General features: G+C 72.2%; 11 protein-coding genes and 1 pseudogene. 6 read left to right on the top strand and 6 right to left on the bottom strand.

The genetic code is table 11. The annotated features are described in order from the left end of the window. Positions 1–51: 51 nt before the first annotated feature. From ACGFRB_RS05535 to ACGFRB_RS05525, 3 genes are all read right to left on the bottom strand, one after another. Positions 52–1,218 (bottom strand): serine hydrolase domain-containing protein, encoded by a 1,167-nt coding sequence (locus ACGFRB_RS05535; protein WP_393239370.1) that lies wholly within the window; start codon positions 1,216–1,218, stop codon positions 52–54. Positions 1,219–1,432: 214 nt separating this feature from the next. After that, the gene (locus ACGFRB_RS05530; protein ID WP_393239367.1) at positions 1,433–3,868 is read right to left on the bottom strand and encodes an FtsX-like permease family protein; all 2,436 of its coding nucleotides are present in this window, start codon (positions 3,866–3,868) and stop codon (positions 1,433–1,435) included. Further along, positions 3,865–4,590 (bottom strand): ABC transporter ATP-binding protein, encoded by a 726-nt coding sequence (locus tag ACGFRB_RS05525; protein ID WP_393239364.1) that lies wholly within the window; start codon positions 4,588–4,590, stop codon positions 3,865–3,867. Before ACGFRB_RS05525 ends, ACGFRB_RS05530 begins: the two co-directional genes overlap by 4 nt. 179 nt (positions 4,591–4,769) lie before the next feature. Between ACGFRB_RS05525 and ACGFRB_RS05520 the strand changes: the two genes are divergently transcribed. The 3 genes from ACGFRB_RS05520 (at position 4,770) to ACGFRB_RS05510 (ending at position 6,968) form a co-directional block, all read left to right on the top strand. Continuing rightward, positions 4,770–6,002, top strand: a complete 1,233-nt coding sequence (locus ACGFRB_RS05520) for a sensor histidine kinase (RefSeq protein ID WP_393239361.1) — start codon at positions 4,770–4,772, stop codon at positions 6,000–6,002. Continuing rightward, positions 5,990–6,625, top strand: a complete 636-nt coding sequence (locus ACGFRB_RS05515) for a response regulator transcription factor (protein WP_363007949.1) — start codon at positions 5,990–5,992, stop codon at positions 6,623–6,625. The genes ACGFRB_RS05520 and ACGFRB_RS05515 overlap by 13 nt, the downstream gene beginning before the upstream one ends. Before the next feature lie 175 nt (positions 6,626–6,800). After that, positions 6,801–6,968, top strand: a complete 168-nt coding sequence (locus ACGFRB_RS05510) for a hypothetical protein (protein ID WP_363007951.1) — start codon at positions 6,801–6,803, stop codon at positions 6,966–6,968. Between the two features lie 224 nt (positions 6,969–7,192). Here ACGFRB_RS05510 and ACGFRB_RS05505 read toward each other — a convergent pair whose 3' ends face one another. Further along, complete coding sequence (locus ACGFRB_RS05505; RefSeq protein ID WP_393239358.1) at positions 7,193–9,193, bottom strand: Ig-like domain repeat protein; 2,001 nt, start codon at positions 9,191–9,193, stop codon at positions 7,193–7,195. A 438-nt stretch (positions 9,194–9,631) separates the two neighbouring features. Here ACGFRB_RS05505 and ACGFRB_RS05500 point away from each other — a divergent pair, with 438 nt between their 5' ends. Then, positions 9,632–11,686, top strand: coding sequence for a vanadium-dependent haloperoxidase (locus ACGFRB_RS05500; protein WP_393239355.1), 2,055 nt, complete (start codon positions 9,632–9,634; stop codon positions 11,684–11,686). A gap of 122 nt (positions 11,687–11,808) precedes the next feature. Here ACGFRB_RS05500 and ACGFRB_RS05495 read toward each other — a convergent pair. Next, positions 11,809–12,995: pseudogene (locus tag ACGFRB_RS05495) on the bottom strand (dihydrofolate reductase family protein). A gap of 419 nt (positions 12,996–13,414) precedes the next feature. Here ACGFRB_RS05495 and ACGFRB_RS05490 point away from each other — a divergent pair. Then, the gene (locus ACGFRB_RS05490; protein WP_393239352.1) at positions 13,415–14,437 is read left to right on the top strand and encodes a DNA-directed RNA polymerase subunit alpha; all 1,023 of its coding nucleotides are present in this window, start codon (positions 13,415–13,417) and stop codon (positions 14,435–14,437) included. Between the two features lie 501 nt (positions 14,438–14,938). Next, complete coding sequence (locus ACGFRB_RS05485; RefSeq protein WP_393239349.1) at positions 14,939–16,423, top strand: DEAD/DEAH box helicase; 1,485 nt, start codon at positions 14,939–14,941, stop codon at positions 16,421–16,423. A 117-nt stretch (positions 16,424–16,540) separates the two neighbouring features. Here ACGFRB_RS05485 and ACGFRB_RS05480 read toward each other — a convergent pair whose 3' ends face one another. Next, on the bottom strand, positions 16,541–17,776 hold the full coding sequence (locus ACGFRB_RS05480) for a hypothetical protein (RefSeq protein WP_393239346.1): 1,236 nt from the start codon (positions 17,774–17,776) through the stop codon (positions 16,541–16,543). Positions 17,777–17,881: the final 105 nt, after the last annotated feature.

The following is a 17,881-nucleotide window of genomic DNA, read 5'->3' as shown; positions in this document are numbered from 1 at the left end:
ATGGCGGGGATGGCGAGATGTGGCGGGTCCCCGGTCGGGGTGGTGAAGCTCTCAGCGGCACAGGTTCGTCTCGACGGCGGACTGCAGGCGCTGTTCGGTGGCGCTGTCGGCCGGGAGGGCGGTCAGCGCGACGTCGACCGCACGGCCGTCCTCCGTGACGCCTCCCAGCGTGGCGTAACCCGGAATGGTGCCGCCGTGGCCCCAGTAGACGCCGCCGCACGGCAGGGGCCTGCTGAACAGGCCCAGCCCGTAACGGTTACCCGGACCGGCCTCCTCCGCGGAGACGGTGGTGCGCATCTGGGCGAGCTGGGCCGGGGGCAGGAGTTCGCCGCCGAGGAGGGCGGTGAAGAAGCGGTTGAGGTCGCTGTTGGTGGAGATCACCGCACCCGCGGCCCAGCCCCAGGACGGGTCGAGCTCGGTGACCTCGCGCCAGGGCGAGTCGGCCGTCTCCCGGTCGTAGCCCTTGGGGTGGGGCCCGTCGATGGTCATGTCCCCGGGCGCGGGGAAGTAGGTGTGGCGCAGTCCGATGCGGTCGATGACGCGCCGGTTGACCTCCTCGCCCAGCGGCCGGCCGGTGACCTTCTGGATGATCAGGCCCGCGACCAGGTAGTTCGTGTTGTTGTACTCCCACTTCTCGCCCGGCGAGAAGTGGGCCTTCTGCGCCAGTGCGCGCTCGAGGAGCTCGCGCGGCTCGTAGTACCTCCGCGGATCCTTGAGGATCGCGCGCTTGTCCACGTACTCGGGCAGGCCGCTGGTGTGCTGGAGGAGCTGGCGGACGGTGATGTGGCGTCCGTCGATTCCGTCACCGCGCAGCAGGCCGGGCAGGTAGGTGTCGACGGGGGCGTCCAGGGCGACCTTCTTCTCGGCGACGAGCTGGAGGACGACGACGGCCGTGAACGACTTGGTGTTGCTGGCCGCCCGCACCCGTGCGTCCTTGGGTACCTTCGCGCCGGTCTTGAGATCGCCGACCCCTGCGGTGTAGGTGCGCGTCCGGCCCTCGCGGTCCGTGACACTGGCCAGCGCGGCGGGTATCCCGCCGTCCGCGACCAGGGTGTTCAGACTGGTCTGTACGGGGTCGGGCTTGGCCGCCGAGGCCGTGGCCGGGAGCAGCGCACCGGTCACGACGGTTCCGGTGAGCATGGTCGCGGCCAGCAGGCCCTTGCGCCGGCCGGTTCGCGAGAAAGCGGTGCGAGACCTCGGTGAAACGCGTGCGTACATGGAAGGACTCCTGTCGATAGGGAACAACGTCAGTGGGTCAGGGATGGTCGTGGTGTGACCGGCGGCCCTGCCAGTGGTTCGGCTCAGCCCGGTCCGGCTCAGCCCGGCCAGGTCCGGCCCGGTCCTGTCGTGGTCGCGGGCGGGAAGGAGCGGCCCTTTTCTCGTGGCCCCGCCCGAGGCCGGGGGCGTACGAGAGCGGCGGGGCCCGCCTCCGCTACGCGATGCGCGGAGGCCTTCGGCGGGGCAGCAGCCGGCGGGCGGGCAGCATGACGGCCGCCATGCCCGACAGGAACACCGTGCCGAGTACGGCCGCGCAGACCGTGGGCGACACCGACAGCGCGGACAGACCGGTCACCGCGCCGCCGAAGGTCAGCAGCGTCGCCGCCGCGACGAGGGAGCCGACAGCGGCCCCCGTACCGAGTACGAGGCAGGTCTCCAGCCGCAGCATGGCCAGAACCTGGCCGCGGGTCGCGCCGATGAGCCGGAGCAGAACCAGTTCACGACGGCGGGACGCGGTGGCGACGGCCAGTGTGGTCAGCACGCCGATCAGGGTGAACAGGGAGATCGCCGCGACGGCGAACAGCCCGGGCAGGCCTTGCCGGCGGGCCTGCTCGGTGAGCGCCGCGCTGTACTGTCCGGCGGACGTGGCATGAGTCCCGGGGAAGCGGTCGAGCACGGGTCGCAGATCGGCCTCTCCCTTCACCAGGAGGTAGTCGTCGTGGCCCGGGTCGGTGACATGGGCGGCGACCACGTCGTGCGGCAGCAGGACGTCCCCGAAGCCCTGGCCCCGGTCGTAGACGGCCACCACCCTGGGGTGGATCAGGGTGCCGTCGCCGAGCCAGAGGGACACGGTCGAACCGACCTCGTCCGCGCTGCCGACGTTCGTGCTGAGCGCGACCGTGTTCGTGCCGCGCAGCCCCTTCAGCCCCTTCAGTGAGCCCGCCTTCACGCCCGGGTCGATGTTCGACAGCGCACCCTTCAGCCCCTGAGTGGGCAGGGACTGGAGCTGGTCCGTGACCTTCATCACCACGGTGGTGCGCTTCACCGCCGTCACGGCGCCGGGCCCGACCGTCTCTCGCACCGCCTGGTACGCGGCCCGGGGCACGCCCGGCCCGTTCGCGACGAGGACATGGTCCGCGCGCAAGCCCGCGGCCGCCTGCGTCCGGGTGGCGTTGACCGCGGTGGTCTGCACGAACAGCTGGCTGGCGCCGAAGGAGAGCGCGAGTGCGATCGGTGTGACGACCGACGCGAGCCGTACGGCCGAGGCGGTGGCCGTGTCGGTGGCGAGCCGCCCCGGAACCGGGAACGGCAGCCGCATGACCGGGCCGAGGACGGCGACGCCCGCTCGGACGATCCAGGGTCCCAGCAGGGCCGCGGCCCAGATGAGAGAGAGGACGAGTCCGCCCATGGCCGCGGCCGCCACCTGCCCGCCGAGCGCGAACGCGGTGGTGGCCGAACCGAGACCGACGGCCAGGAACACCAGGCCGGTGACCATGCGCCAGCGCGGCAGCCGGGTCGGTTCGACGGAGGACTCGCTCACGGCCTTGGCCGGCTGGATCGCGCAGACGCGCCGTGCCGCGAGCCAGGCGGAACCGACCGCGGTGAGAACCGCGAGCGCCAGGGCGCCAAGGACGGGAATCGGCCCCAGGGCGAGCCCCAGCCCCGGGGGCAGAACGCCCTGCCCGGCCATGAACCGGTGCAGCAGTGTGCCGAGTTGCAGCGACAGCAGACCACCCAGGAGCGACGCCGGAACCGCGACCTTGAGCGTCTCGCGGACGATCACCCGGCGGACCTGCCGGGGGGTGGCACCGATGGCGCGCAGGACGGCGAGCTCGCGGGTCCGGTCCCGTACGGACATGTCAAGCAGACCGGTCACGATCAGCAGCACCACCAGGAGGGCGACACCGCCGATCGACGCGCACACACCGATCAGGTCGAGTCGTGCCGCCGCCACCTCCGGGTGCTCGACGTCGCCGCGGTCCGCGCCGGTCGCGACGACGAGGCCGGGGGCGGCCGCCTCCAGCGACCGGGCGGACGTCTCCTTCGTACCGAGTACGACCAGCGCGTCCGCGCGCCCGGGCCGGCCGGCGAGAGCCTGCGCCGTACGCTGGCCGAACCAGACGTCGCGGCCCGCGGCCGACCCGCCGGCCACCAGACCGCTGACCCGGTAGGGCTCCGGCGCACCGCCGCCGACCTGGAGGCGGAGCGTGTCGCCGACGGCCCTGCCGCCGGCGGAGTCCACCGCGACTTCGTGTTCCGCCGACGGGGCCCGGCCGGCCCGCAGTTCGACAGAGGTGAGCGCGGTCGCGTCCCAGCCGCGGCCGGTCCGCACCACGCCGTCGGCGGTGACCACCGGCAAGGAGACGTCCGCGACCACCTTGGTGACCCCCGGTACCGCGCGCACCCGGTCCGCCACCGCTGCCGGTACCCGGGCCCGTTCCACCAGCGGCCTGGGGTCGCTCTGGTCGGGATTTCCGCTCCGGGCGGCCTCGACGCGCTGGCTCGCGGCGACGACGGCCACGGCGCTCCCATAGCGGTCGGTCGCTCCGTGCGCCCGTAGCGCGGACTCCAGCAGGACCCCGAACGCGCCCGTCAACGCGGCCGCGCACAGCAGTGCCGCCGCCACCCCGGCGGCGATCCCGCGCCTCACAGCGTGGCCCAACGGGCCAGGACGGCCGCGATGGAGGGAGCCGTGAGCTCGTCGACGACGCTGCCCCCGCTCAGGAAGACGACGCTGTCGGCCCAGGTCGCCGCCATCGGGTCGTGGGTGACCAGCACGACCGTCTGCCCCATCTCGTCGACCGCGTCGCGCAGCAGCTTCAGGACGTGCTCGGCCGACCTCGGATCGAGCGCGGCCGTCGGCTCGTCGGCGAAGACGATCTCCGGGCGGGTGACCAGGGCCCGGGCGATGGCCACCCGCTGCTGCTGGCCGCCGGACAGACGGGCCGGGAGCCGGTCCAGGTGGTCGGCCATCCCCACCCGGTGGACCACCTCGTCCAGCCAGCGCCGGTCCACCTGGCGGCCGCCGAGGGACAGCGGCAGGGTGATGTTGCGCTCGACGTCCATCGAGGGCATGAGGTTGTAGCCCTGGAAGACGAACCCGATCCGTTCACGGCGCAGCCGGGTCAACTCCGTCTCGCGGAGCCCGCCCATGTCCAGATCCCCGAGCCGTACGGTTCCGCCGCTGGGCCGGTCGAGGCCGGAGGCGCAGTGCAGGAGGGTGCTCTTGCCCGATCCGGACGGGCCCATGATCGCGGTGAAACTGCCCTTGCGGAACCCCCAGCTGACCCGGTCCAGCGCGGTCACCTCGCCATAGGACTGGGAGACCTCATCCAGGGACACGGCGAACGGCGTGGCCCGGGTCGTCGTCATCGATTGCATGATGGGTCCTTCGGTTCCCTCGATCGGTCAGAACGAGTACCGAACGTAATCGCGCGCACCGAGCGGACGGCAGCGGTCTCTCTCCCGGAGCAGGGGTGTAGTGCGCTCCACCTGCCAGGTGGAGCGCACTCTTATGACAGGGGAACACCCGTGAAGTACCGTCTTGCTCCATGGACCTGAAGGCGAGAGCACTCCACGGCCTGCGATCCACGCGATATCTGCTGGGCGGGCTCGTCACCGCGCTGCTTTCGCTGGTCGGTTACTGTCTGTTGCCGCTGGTCTGCTTCTCGTTGCTCTTCGCGCCGATCCTGCCGTGGGCGGTGCGGCCGTTGCGCGCCTTGGCCGATGCCGAACGCCGGCGCGCCGAACGCGTTCTCGGCCGCCCGGTGCGCCGGCCCTACCCGACGCCCGAAGGCAACGCCTACCAGCGGACGTTCCAGCTGCTGCGGTCCCCGGGCACCCGCAAGGACGCGGCCTGGATGCTGGTCCACGGCATCGTGGGGCTCGTCCTTCCCGTCCTCGTCCTCGGAGTGCTGCTCAGTCTGCTGCTGACGATCTCCATCCCGCTGTGGTGGTGGACGCTTCCCGGCGGAACCCTGACCCTCCTCGCGGCCCCCCTCACCACCTGGATGCAGGCGATCGTCCTGTCCGCGGTGTGTGCCTGGCTCCTGAGCGCCGTCTTCTTCCGGCTGGCCCCCGCCGCGGAGAAACTGGAGACCCGGATCGCGGAGATCATGCTCGGCACCTGGACCGGCGCCGGCCGGCGGATCGAGGAACTGACCGCCTCGCGCGCCGGAGCCCTCCAGGCCCACGAGGCGGAACTCCGGCGGATCGAACGGGACCTCCACGACGGCACCCAGGCGCAACTCGTGGCGGTCGCCATGCGCCTGGCCCTGGCCGACCGCAAGTTCGACAAGGACCCGCAGAGCTCGAGGAGAATGGTGCTCGAGGCCAAGACCACCGTGGACGAGGCACTTGTCCAACTGCGCACCGTCATCCGCGGTGTCCATCCGCCGATCCTCTCCGACCGGGGACTGAACGGAGCCATCCGTTCCCTGGCCGCGGGCCGGCCGATCCCCACTACCCTGGAACTTCCGGAGACCGACCGCCGGCCCCCCGCCGCCGTGGAGGCGGCCGCCTATTTCGTCGTCGCCGAGGCGCTGACCAACATCGCCCGGCACAGCGAAGCGAGCCGTGCCCGGGTGTCGCTTTGGTACGACGGACCCACGCTGCGCGTCGTCGTGGGGGACGACGGGTGCGGTGGGGCCGCGCCGGGGTCCGCCTCGGGCAGCGGACTCGCCGGGATACGCCGACGGGTCGCCGCCCTGGACGGTACGACGAGGATCGACAGCCCTGTCGGTTCCGGAACGACGATTGAGGTGGTGCTGCCGTGCGGATCGTGATCGCGGAGGACAACGTTCTTCTCCGCGAGGGCCTGATCCTGCTCCTGGAGGACGTCGGGCACGAGATCGTGGCCGTCGTGGGGAGCGGGCCCGAGATTGTCCCCGCCCTGCTCGAACACCGGCCGGACGTGGCCGTCCTGGACGTCCGGCTGCCGCCCGGATTCCGCGACGAGGGACTGCGTGCCGCCATCGAGGCCCGCAGACTCGTTCCCGGCCTGCCGATTCTGGTGCTCTCCCAGTACGTCGAGGAGAGCTATGCCGCCGAATTGCTCGGACAGGGCGCCTCGGGGGTCGGCTACCTGCTCAAGGACCGGGTGGGGCACATCGAGGAGTTCCAGGACGCGCTGGAGCGCGTCGCCGCGGGCGGAACGGCGCTGGACCCCGAGGTCGTCTCCCAGCTGATGAGCCGCAGGGACCCGCTCGACGCGCTGTCCCCCCGGGAACGGGAGGTGCTCGGGCTGATGGCGCAGGGCCTGGGCAATCCCACGATCGCCACGACCCTGTTCATCACCGAACGTTCCGTCAGCAAGCACATTGGCAACATCCTCGCCAAGCTGAACCTGCCGCCCAGCGACAGCGGAAGCCGACGGGTCCTCGCGGTGCTCGCCTACCTGAACGCCTGACCCGCGGGGCGGCCGGTGACCTGCTCGTCACCGCGGGGGTGTAGCGGGCTACACCCCGGGTTCGGGGGGACGGTCCGATGTGCCGGCCAGGGGTGCGGAGAGAGGGTGGACGACGTAAGAGATCCCGCCCCTGCCGCCCGTCGGGCCAGGGGCGTACAACAGGAGGAACCCCCTGATGAAGCCCGTGCTCTGGCTGCTGCTCGTCGTCTCCACGGTGGCGGCGGTCTACGTCAGCACCTTCGCCCACTACACCGGCACCCTGAGGGTCCTGGCCGGAGTGGGCACCGGCGTCGTCCTCGTCGGATCGGCGCTGGGACTGTGGCTGGCCGGCGGGAAGAAGTGACCCGCAGCAGCGGGAGTATCTGAGGAGGGGGTGTCCGGCGGCGAGCCGGACACCCCCTCCTCGTGTGCGACGCGGAAGACCGGACGCGCGCCGTCCGCGAGCCTTGATCACGCCTGTTCGCGTCGCGTGGTCACGGCGGCGGGCTCGACCGGCGATGCTCATCGCGAGGACGGCCGCTCGAATCCGCGCACGGCAGCGGCGATCGATGCCAGGACTGACCGCCGTTACGCGCTCCGGGCCTTCCTGTCGCCGTCGCCGTAGCCGTCGCCGTAGCCACCGCCGTTGCCGTTTCCATTGGTGACCTGGATGGTGGCGGTGGCGGTGTCGCTGGTGATCTGGTCGCCCTGGGGGTCGCTCGCCGTCGCGTACGCCGTGTTGGTGACCGGGCAGGTCGTACCGCCGCCGTGGCCACCGCCGTAACCGCCGCCGTGACCACCATCGTCACGGCCCCGCGTGCACGCGGTCGCGTCGGCCTCGGTGACCGTGTAGCTGCCCTGACACGTGGTGCTCTGCCCGGCGGCAAGGCTCGACTGTCCGCAGCTCACCCCCGTCACCAGGTCGTCCGTCACCGTCAGACCGGTCAGGGCGGCGGAGCCCGTGTTGGTGACCGTGTACGTGTAGTCGACCGTGTCACCGACCTGGAACGGGCCGGTCGAGACCACCTGCTTGGTCAGTCCGAGCGACGAGCCCGCGTTCTCCTCCACGGTCACCGTGACCGCCGCCGACACCGAGGTCGGACAGAGACCGTCCCCCTCGTAGTGCGCCGTGATGGAGTGCGTGCCCACGGGCAGAAAGGTGGTGGTCAGGCTCACGGAGCCGTCCGAGCCCAGCGTGCCCGTGCCGATCGGCGTGGTCCCGTCGTAGAAGACCACCTCTCCGGTCGGAGTCCCGACCGCGCACGTCACATCCGCCGTGAAGGTCACCGCCTCCCCGGGCGCGATCGTGGTGGCGGAGGCCGTCAACGTCGTGGCGCTCTCTCCGTGCACCGCCACCGCCAGGCTGTGGAGGTACCCGCCGGACATCGCCGTGACGCGCCGGCCGGCGGGGATGAGGACCCGGTGCGGCGTGGGGTTGCCGTAACCGCCGGAGGCGCCGTCCCCCAGCTGCCCGTAGTAGTCCGCCCCCCAGGCGTACAGCCGGCCGTCGGACAGCACCGCCATGCTGTGCACGCCACCGGCGGCGATGAGGACGGCATGGGTGCCGGCGGGAAGAAGCGTCTGGACCGGCGTCCTGCTGCTGATGAAGTCACCGGTCCCCAGCGAACCTTCCGAGTTGTACCCCCAGGCCAGGACCCGGCCGTCGGAGGTCAGCGCCAGGCTGTGGTTGCCGGTGGACCCCGCGGCGATGGCGGTGATCGTGGTACCGGCCGGGATCAGTGTCTCGACCGGCGTCGGGTGGTAACGCGTGTTGGTGCCTTCCCCCAGCTGTCCGCTCCTGTTGTACCCCCAGGCCAGGACCCGGCCGTCGGAGGTCAGCGCCAGGCTGAACTCGCCGCCCGCCGTGAAGGCGGTGACCTCGGCACCGGCCGGCAGGTCCACCTCGACCGGCGTACTGCGATTCGTGGTGGTGCCATCCCCCAGCTGCCCGTAGCCGTTGTACCCCCAGGCGAGGATCCGGCCGTCGGAGGTCAGCGCCAGACTGTGGAGCCATCCAGAGGCGATGGCGACGGCGTGCGCACCCGCGGGCAGGTGCACCTCGGCCGGCGTGGGGTGGGGCTCGTCGATGGACGTCGTGCCGTCCCCCAACTGCCCTTCGTCGTTCGCGCCCCAGGCGAGCACCCGGCCGTCGGAGGTCAGTGCCAGACTGTGCCCGCCACCGGCCGCGATGCCCGTGACCCGGGTGCCCGCCGGAAGGTGCGTCTCGACCGGCGTGGGGCGCCTGGTGGTGGTGCCGTCTCCCAGGTTCCCCAACTCGTTGTTGCCCCAGCCGAAGACCCGGCCGTCGGACGTCAGCCCCAGGCTGTGGTAAGCGCCGGCCGCGACCGCGGTGAGTTCGACACCTGCGGGCAGGCTCACGTCGACCGGGGTGTCGCGCTGGGTGGTGGTGCCGTCTCCCACCTGCCCGTAGCTGTTCCACCCCCAGCCCAGGGCGGTACCGGCCGGCGGGGACTGCCGCGCGCTCGCGGGCGGCGCCGCGAACCCGGCCAGGCACAGGGCGGCGCACAGGGCCGCGACCAGGCCGCGAAGGAGAGCCCGGGCCCGGACCCCGCCCGGACGAGAGCGCATCGCATACGAGGGAGGATTCACGCCCCCCTTTCTCTCGCCCCCGCGAACCCGAACCCTCGCGCCACCTTCCGGCCTCACCCGAACGCCGCCCGGCACCACCCACTCGGCCGCCCTCCTATGGCCATCGGGACGCGGATGCCGTACGGCAGCCACGTCACGACGGCAGTGGAGCCGTGGAGGGGACGCGGAGTACCCGGTCGGCCATCGGAATCCCGCCAACGTTTGACAAGTACATGTTCATCGGTGGCAGCTTGGCATATGCCGGTGCGATCGTGAGGCGCTTCGCCGCGAACCCCTGCCGCACCTTCGACTCCCCGGCACGGGTGCCGCGGTCGCATGCCTCCGCGCGCCCGCGCGCACGAAAGCGAAGCACCGGTACGTCGCACCATCGCACACCTGTATCGCACCACTGGGAACCTCGACGAAGAGGGAACGTGTATGGACGAGAACAGATCGATACGGCGCCGCAGTCTCCTCCTGGCCGGCGCGGGGCTGGCAGCGGGCTCGATGGCGGTCGCGGTCCCGCCCGCGCAGGCCGCCCCGTCTTCACGGGCGGCATCGGCCGCTCCGGCCGCGACCATCGACCACGTGCTGTACTGGAACCAGGTACTGCGCGACACCTTCCGCGGACTCGTCAAAGGGGCGGCCTCCCCAGGGAGACTGACCAGGACGGCCGCGATGATGAACGGGGCCATCTACGACAGCGCCAACTCGGCGAGCCGGGCGACCGTCGCGGGCGGCATCGGCCAGCCCTATCTGATCCGCGTTCCCGTCCCGGCGGGTACCGCGCCCGACGTGAGCACGGCGATCGACCATGCCGCGTACGGCGTGCTCAGCGCGTTGTATCCGAAGGCGTCCTATCCGCAGTTCGACTTCGATGCGGCGCTCGGCACCGCGCAGGCCGCCGTCCCCGGCTCCGTCACACAGGCCCAGCGCGAGCAGGCCGCCGCCATCGGGTCCCGCGTCGCCCAGGTGATGCTGGTGACGCGCCGCAACGACGGAGCGGACGCCACGATCGGCTACATACCGGGGAACCGGCCGGGCGACTGGCGGCCCACGGGAGCGGACGCGGCCGTGGACCCGCACTGGGGGAGAGTCCGGCCGTTCACGATGGCGAGCGGGAACCAGTTCCGGCCCTCCCGCCCCATGGGCGCGCAGACGGTCGGCGAACTGATCGGCAACACGACCTATCTCGCGCACGTGGAGGAACTCCGGGACGTCGGCGGGGTCGGCGCCCCGGGCCGCAGCGCCGACCAGACCAGGGCGGCGCACTTCTGGGCGAACGACGTGGACGGCACGTACAAGCCGCCCGGCCAGCTGCTCGCGATCACGGAGCGCGTGGCGGGCCTGCTGCCCGACCGGAGCGAGCTGACCAACGCCAAGCTGTTCGCCTGGATGTCGCTGGCGCTCGCCGACGCCGCCATCGCCGCGTGGGACGCGAAGTACGACACCGACATCGACCTGTGGCGCCCGGAGACGGCCATCCACCTCCACGCCACCCACCCCGACGCCGGCTGGCGGCCCGAGTCCCGCGACCGCGCCGGCAACTCCTTCTCGCCGCCCTTCCCGGCGTTCGTCTCGGGGCACGCGACCTTCGCCGGCGCCTGGTCCCAGGTGCTGCGGAACTACGTGGGACGGGACGACTTCGCCTTCGAGGCCGGTACGGACGACCCGTACGCCCAGGGCGCGACCCGGTCGTTCACCTCCTTCAGCGCCGCCGCGCGGGAGGACGCGGTCAGCCGCGTCTGGCTGGGTGTGCACTACCGCTTCGACGGCGAGTACGGCCTCGCCACCGGAGCGCAGGTCGCGGACTGGGCGACGCGGAGCCGGCTCGGCCCGCCGACCGATGTGCACGCCTCCGACAGCTTCGGCCGGACCGTCGCCGGCGGATGGGGCACCGCGGACTCCGGCGGCGACTGGTGGGTGGGGGATCCGGCGGGTGGCTACTCGGCCGACGGCAGCAGGGGACAGGTCGTCCTGCCGGCCCCGGGTGTCTCCCGCAGCGCCTATCTGCACCAGGTGCTGACCACCGACACCGATCTGACCCTCACCTTCTCGGTCGACAAGGCCGCCACGGGCGGCGGCGTCTACGTCAGCGCCGTCGGACGCAAGGTCGACGGCTCGGGTACGTACCGGGCCCTGGTCCTCCTGCGCGCGGACGGCGGCGTGAGCCTGCAACTGCGCCGCGCCGACGCGACGGGCGCCGAGACCGACATCGGCACCGCCTCGCAGATCCCGGGACTCTCCGTCACCCCCGGCATGCCGCTGCGGGTCCGCTTCCAGGTCACCGGGGCCGCCCCCACCACCCTGCGGGCCAAGGTGTGGCAGGCGACAGCGGGCGAACCGTCGGCCTGGCAGGTGTCGGCGACCGACTCCACCGCCGATCTCCAGGGCGCCGGCAGCACCGGCCTGCTGGTCTACCTGTCAGGATCGGCCACCAGCGTCCCCGTCACCCTCTCCGTGGACGACTTCAAGGCGGTACGCACGATCTGACGGGCCTACGGCAGGATCACCGGTGCGCGGGGACGCACCGGCGGGACTCCCGCGTGGACGGGGGGTGCGGGGCGGGGCGGCGGTCGCCCGCCGTCGCGCGGACGCATGCCGGCCCCGCCGGCTCAGAGCAGGTGCCGGTTGGGTGCCTGGGCGGCATCCGCGTACTCGGGCAGGGCGACGACCGTGATCCCCGCGTCCTCCAGGAGCCTGGTCCCGTCGGCGTCGGTGACGAAGGTGTCCGGCTCGCTCCAGGCCGTGACGACCCGGCGCAGGCCCGCGTCCTGGATGAGCCGGGCGCAGGTACGGGGGCGGGAGGCCCGCCGGGCGCAGGGTTCCAGGGAGCTGTAGATCGTGGCGGTGGCCAGCCGGGGGTCGGCGGCGGGGAGTTTGGCGAGGGCGCCTTCCTCGGCGTGGTCGCGGGGGTCGCTCTCGCGGGAGTAGCCGCGGGCGAGTTCGGTCCCGTCGGCCGCGACGACGACCGCTCCCACGCTGAACGCGGTCGTGGACGGCGGGCAGAGCGCGGCCAGTTCGCAGGCGAGGGCCAGCCAGTTCCGGTCGGCGGCGTTGGGTTCGCGGCCGGTGCCCGGGGCGGCGGCCGGGGGAGGGGTGCTCATCGGGGCTCCGTCGAGAGGTCCTTGGGGGCGTACCTCAGGAGTACCACGTCGCCGATCCGGCGGGCCTCCAGAAGGCGGAGCCGGGCCGCGGGACCGCCGGGGTAGGCCGCCGGGCCGAGCATCCGTACCGCGTCCGGCTGGCCGACCAGGAGCGGGGCGACGACGAGGTGGAGTTCGTCGGCGAGCCCCGCTTCCAGGAGCCGGGTGTGGACGGTGCCGCCGCCTTCGACCATGAGCCGCTCGACGCCGTAGTGGTCGCCGAGCAGGTCGAGCGCGGCCGGCCAGACGTTCTCGGCCGGGACGCTGTGCACGGTGGCCAGGTCGCCGAGGCGGGCGCGGGCCTTCGCGGCGGCGGCGTCGCCGACGGCCAGGACGAGCTTGTCCCCGCCGTGGTGCCAGAACTTCCAGCCGGGGTCGAGGTCGCCGGTGCCGGTGACGGCGACCTTCAGCGGGTACTCCGGCTTGCCGGCCGCGACCCGTGCCGCCCTGCGCTCCGCCGAAGCGACGAGCAGGCGGGGATTGTCGGCGCGGAGCGTCCCGGCGCCGACGAGGAGGGCGTCGGAGTCGGCCCGTACGGCGTCGACGCGTGCGAAGTCCTCCTGGTTGGACAGCAGGAGCCGCTCCTCGCCCGGGCGGGTGTCGAGGTGGCCGTCGAGCGAGACGGCCGCGGACAGCAGGACATACGGGCGGGGCATGGTCTCTCCGGAAGGCGGCGGTGGTGGCGGGGGCAGCGGTGGTGGCGGGGTGGCCTGGTGCGGGACGGGACGGGGGTGAGGGTACCGGCGCGAGGGCGCGCGCCGGTCCGGCGACCGGGTGGCCCGCCTGGAAGGGGCGGTGCCGAGGGGGCGGGACCTGAAGGGCGGACAGGGGAACGGCCCCGAAAGGGTGGTGTGGAAGGGGCGTGTGGGCCCGCTGGGGCAGGCGGCCCCACGGACCGCCGATCACGGTTTCGCGCCGGTCTCCGCCCCGTACGCCCCGTACCCCCGGGGCCGCCGAGCCGGTCGGCAGACGGATGGTGTCGGGCGGTTCGGCCTTGTAGGCGACGGAATCACCCCTACTCTTCGTGGTGTCCACGGCGCCGCACAGGGGCGCCACACACTGGAGGCAATGTCTCGTGCTGATCGCTCAGCGTCCGTCGTTGACCGAAGAGGTCGTCGACGAGTTCCGTTCCCGGTTCGTCATCGAGCCGCTGGAGCCGGGCTTCGGTTACACCCTCGGCAACTCGCTCCGCCGTACGCTTCTGTCCTCGATCCCGGGCGCCGCTGTCACCAGCGTCCGCGTCGACGGTGTCCTGCACGAGTTCACCACCGTGCCGGGCGTCAAAGAGGACGTCACCGACCTGATTTTGAACATCAAGCAGCTGGTCGTCTCCTCGGAGCACGACGAGCCGGTCGTGATGTACCTGCGCAAGCAGGGTCCGGATCTGGTCACCGCCGCCGACATCGCCCCGCCGGCCGGTGTCGAGGTGCACAACCCCGACCTGGTCCTCGCCACGCTCAACGGCAAGGGCAAGCTGGAGATGGAGCTGACCGTCGAGCGCGGTCGCGGCTACGTCTCCGCCGTGCAGAACAAGCAGGTCGGCCAGGAGATCGGCCGCATCCCCGTCGACTCCATCTACAGCCCCGTGCTGAAGGTCACCTACAAGGTCGAGGCGACCCGAGTCGAGCAGCGCACCGACTTCGACAAGCTCATCGTCGACGTCGAGACCAAGCAGGCCATGCGCCCGCGTGACGCCATGGCGTCGGCCGGCAAGACCCTGGTCGAGCTGTTCGGTCTCGCCCGCGAGCTGAACATCGACGCCGAGGGCATCGACATGGGTCCGTCCCCGACGGACGCCGCCCTGGCCGCCGACCTGGCGCTGCCGATCGAGGAGCTGGAGCTCACGGTCCGCTCGTACAACTGCCTCAAGCGCGAGGGCGTCCACTCCGTGGGTGAGCTCGTGGCGCGTTCCGAGGCCGACCTGCTCGACATCCGCAACTTCGGTGCGAAGTCGATCGACGAGGTCAAGGCGAAGCTGGCCGGCATGGGCCTGGCCCTGAAGGACAGCCCGCCCGGATTCGACCCGACCGCCGCCGCCGACGCCTTCGGCGCGGACGACGAGGGGGACGCGGGCTTCATCGAGACCGAGCAGTACTGACGGGACCGAGCGGTACCGGCGGGGCCGACCGCTTCCGGTGGGACCGAGCGGTATCGGACGGAACACCGCACCGGTGACGGGGCCAGGAAGACGAAAGCGCGTTATTCGTCCTTCCCGGCTCCGGATTCCGCACTGGTTCCGGTCTTCTGTGGCCTTTTCCTGATTTCAGGGCGATCCGGACCGGCGCCCTATTGTCACGAGTGAATCCGGTGCGGAAGTTCCGCATGCTAAAATTCATACGGTTGCCGTCGTGTCTTCCGAACTCCGCATGTCCCGGTGATCGTGTGCCGCCGGGCGGTCCCGCCCGTGCCCGGCATCGCGCCGTCGGGTGGCTGGGGCGCTCTTCATGGGCCCCAGCCTTTTGTTTCGCGTTCCAGGTACATTCTCTTCCGTTCTCCTTTCATTCTTCTTCCGTTCTTTTATCCGGCTCGTTCTTGCAATTCATCCGGCTCTCCCGGCCGGGAATTCCTCGCAGCGTGCCCCGCCCGAGGAAGGTTCTGCATGAGCCGTTCAGACCGTACGGACGATCGTTTCCCCCCGCAGAGCGGGATAGCCCCCGCCGCCGCTTCGGAGGAGGATGGCGCGGGGCGCCGTCCCTCCGTCTCGCAGGAGGAATTCGCGGCGCCGGTCACCGTCACCCCGGCCCTGCCCGCCGTCGCGTCCTTCGGTGAACTGGACATGCCGGCCGCGGTACTGGAGACGCTCACCGGACGCGGTCTGAACGAGCCGTTCCCGATCCAGGCCGCCACCCTGCCGAACTCCCTCGCGGGGCGCGATGTCCTGGGCCGCGGCCGTACCGGCTCGGGCAAGACGCTCGCCTTCGGTCTGGCGCTCCTCGTCCGTACGGCCGGACGGCGGGCCGAGGCGCGCAAGCCGCTGGCCCTGATCCTCGTTCCCACGCGCGAACTGGCCCAGCAGGTCACCGACGAGCTCACCCCGTACGCGCGGGCACTGAAGCTGCGACTGGCGACCGTGGTCGGCGGCATGTCGATCGGCCGGCAGGCCGGCGAGCTGCGGGCCGGGGCCGAGGTGGTCGTCGCGACGCCCGGGCGCCTCACGGACCTCGTCGAGCGCAAGGACTGCCGACTGGACCGGGTGCGGATCACCGTCCTGGACGAGGCCGACCAGATGGCGGACATGGGCTTCCTGCCGCAGGTCACCGAACTGCTCGACCAGGTGCGTCCCGACGGCCAGCGCATGCTGTTCTCGGCCACGCTGGACCGCAACATCGACCTGGTCGTCGAGCGCTATCTCCACGACCCCGTCGTCCACTCGGTCGACCCCTCGGCGCACTCGGTCACCACGATGGAACACCACGTGCTCCAGGTTCACAGCGCCGACAAGTACGCCACGGCCACCGAGATCGCCGCCCGCGAGGGCCGCGTGATCATGTTCCTGGACACCAAGCACGCCGTCGACCAGTTCACCCGGCACCTGATGGGCAGCGGCGTGAAGGCCGCCGCGCTGCACGGCGGGAAGTCGCAGCCCCAGCGCACCCACACCCTGGAGCGGTTCAAGAACGGCGACATCACCACGCTGGTGGCCACCAACGTCGCCGCCCGGGGCATCCACGTCGACGATCTCGACCTCGTCGTCAACGTCGACCCGCCCACCGACCACAAGGACTATCTGCACCGCGGCGGCCGCACCGCCCGCGCGGGCGAGTCCGGCAGCGTCGTCACGCTGATCCTGCCCCACCAGCGCAAGGACGTGATCCGCCTCATGTCCGACGCGGGCATCAGGCCGCGGATCACCCAGGTCCGCTCCGGCGAGGCCGAACTGAGCCGTATCACCGGCGCCCGTACGCCCTCCGGCGTCCCCGTCGGCGGCGCGCCGGCCGCGCAGCGTCCGAAGCAGGAGAACGCCCCCTTCCGGGGACTCGGCAGCCGCCCGGGACGGCCTGCCGGTGGCGAATCCCGCCGGTCCGCCGAGGCCCGCAAGCTCGCCGAGGCCCGCAAGGCCGCGCGGGTCCGGCGCGGGGCCTGATCGTCGGACCATCGGATCGGAAGAGGTCCGAACGCGCCGGGACGGATCGTGCGCGGGGGCGGCGATGGCACCACACCGGTGCCGTCGCCGCCCCCCGCGCATTCGGCGCGGTCGGTCTCACCCGGAGGCGAGGGCGTCGAGGGGTACCGCGATCCGCTGGTCGTGCTTGTCGACGAGCCGGCGGTCGATGTCCAGGAGCCACCAGCGCGCCACCTCCACCACGTAGAACCGCCGTGCGCCCGTGCCGCGAAAGCCGTCCTCGGGCAGGCGCCACGCGCTTCGGGTCTCCTCGTCGGGGAAGTTGAGCGCGTAGTAGCTCCGGTGGTGCTCCGCCACCTCCCGTGTGCCGCCAGGCCGAGACGGCCAGCCGTAACTGGGGCAGGCCACAGGAGGCGGCGCAGTCGAGCGGGGCATAGTACGAGAGCACGAAGTATTCGCCGACAGGTTGGGCTTGGCGGTAATCGAAGCCGAAGTAGCGGGCGTAGAGCCGGTCGTGGTGGGTGTAGCAGACGGTGACGGCCACCGGCCGGCCGTCCCGGAACCCGAAGCAGCCGACGGCCTGGCCGAGTGCGCCGGAACGGTGCTGCGCGGCGAAGGAACGCCGCATCCAGCCGGGTCCGCGGTGCCGCCGTAGCGGGCGCGGTTCTGGGTGATCAGGTCCGCGGCGACGGGGATCGCCTCCTCGGTCAGGGGCAGCCGGCGGACGACGGTCCCGGCCCGCTCGCAGGCGCGCAGTTCCGCGCGGCGCCGGGTGCGGTCGCCGTGGCGCATCCGGGCCAGGTGCGTGGCGAACCCGCCTTGCGGTACGGGGAGGTTGGCGTCCGCGTCGTGCAGCAGGACCCGTGCCCGGGGGTGGGTGCGGGCCAGCTCCGCCGCGTCGCGCCCGGTCGGATAGGGCAGGACCAGTCCGGCCGCGCCCCGCGACCGGGCCGTGGCGAGCGCGCCCCGCATGAGCGCCGTGAGGGTGGGGGTCCGCAACGGGCCCCGTACGCAGAGCAGTTCGTTGTACACCGAGCGCCGGGCGCCCAGCCATAGATAGCCGTCGGGCCAGGAGCCGGCCGGCCCCGGGAACAGGTCGGGCAGCCGGAACAGCGGTGCGTCGCGTTCGCCGGGCCAGGTGGGCAGGGCGCCGAGCAGCCGGCCGTCACCGGACGCGGTCACGACGGCCGTGTCCCCGTGAGTGAGTTCCAGGGCGCGCAGCCGGCGGTGACTGTTGTAGAAGTTGTCCGGTCCCACGAGCGCGTCCCACTGCCGTGGTGCGACGGCGGCGACGGAGCCGGTGGTCCGCACGGAGATCCGTACGGCGGTGTCGCCGGTGCGCGGGGTCTGTTGCCCGCAGACGGTGCTCACCATCGTGGGCCCTCTCGTGTGCGGTGGCCGGGGCGGATACGCGGCTCGGCGAGAGGCTCCGCGCGCGGTCTGTTGAAGTCGGCTTGCCCGTAAGGGAATTGGGGTGCC

The sequence above is a fragment of the Streptomyces sp. NPDC048718 genome, from assembly GCF_043198875.1.
Taxonomy (GTDB): domain Bacteria; phylum Actinomycetota; class Actinomycetes; order Streptomycetales; family Streptomycetaceae; genus Streptomyces.
This window is presented reverse-complemented; position numbering and strand designations above follow the sequence as displayed.

Bases quoted from the DNA above. Each gene is read 5' to 3' on its own strand.
- ACGFRB_RS05535 (WP_393239370.1), bottom strand. From the start codon at position 1,218: ATGTACGCACGCGTTTCACCGAGGTCTCGCACCGCTTTCTCGCGAACC.
- ACGFRB_RS05525 (WP_393239364.1), bottom strand. From the start codon at position 4,590: ATGACGACGACCCGGGCCACGCCGTTCGCCGTGTCCCTGGATGAGGTC.
- ACGFRB_RS05520 (WP_393239361.1), top strand. From the start codon at position 4,770: ATGGACCTGAAGGCGAGAGCACTCCACGGCCTGCGATCCACGCGATAT.
- ACGFRB_RS05510 (WP_363007951.1), top strand. From the start codon at position 6,801: ATGAAGCCCGTGCTCTGGCTGCTGCTCGTCGTCTCCACGGTGGCGGCG.
- ACGFRB_RS05505 (WP_393239358.1), bottom strand. From the start codon at position 9,193: ATGCGCTCTCGTCCGGGCGGGGTCCGGGCCCGGGCTCTCCTTCGCGGC.
- ACGFRB_RS05500 (WP_393239355.1), top strand. From the start codon at position 9,632: ATGGACGAGAACAGATCGATACGGCGCCGCAGTCTCCTCCTGGCCGGC.
- ACGFRB_RS05485 (WP_393239349.1), top strand. From the start codon at position 14,939: ATGAGCCGTTCAGACCGTACGGACGATCGTTTCCCCCCGCAGAGCGGG.
- ACGFRB_RS05480 (WP_393239346.1), bottom strand. From the start codon at position 17,776: ATGGTGAGCACCGTCTGCGGGCAACAGACCCCGCGCACCGGCGACACC.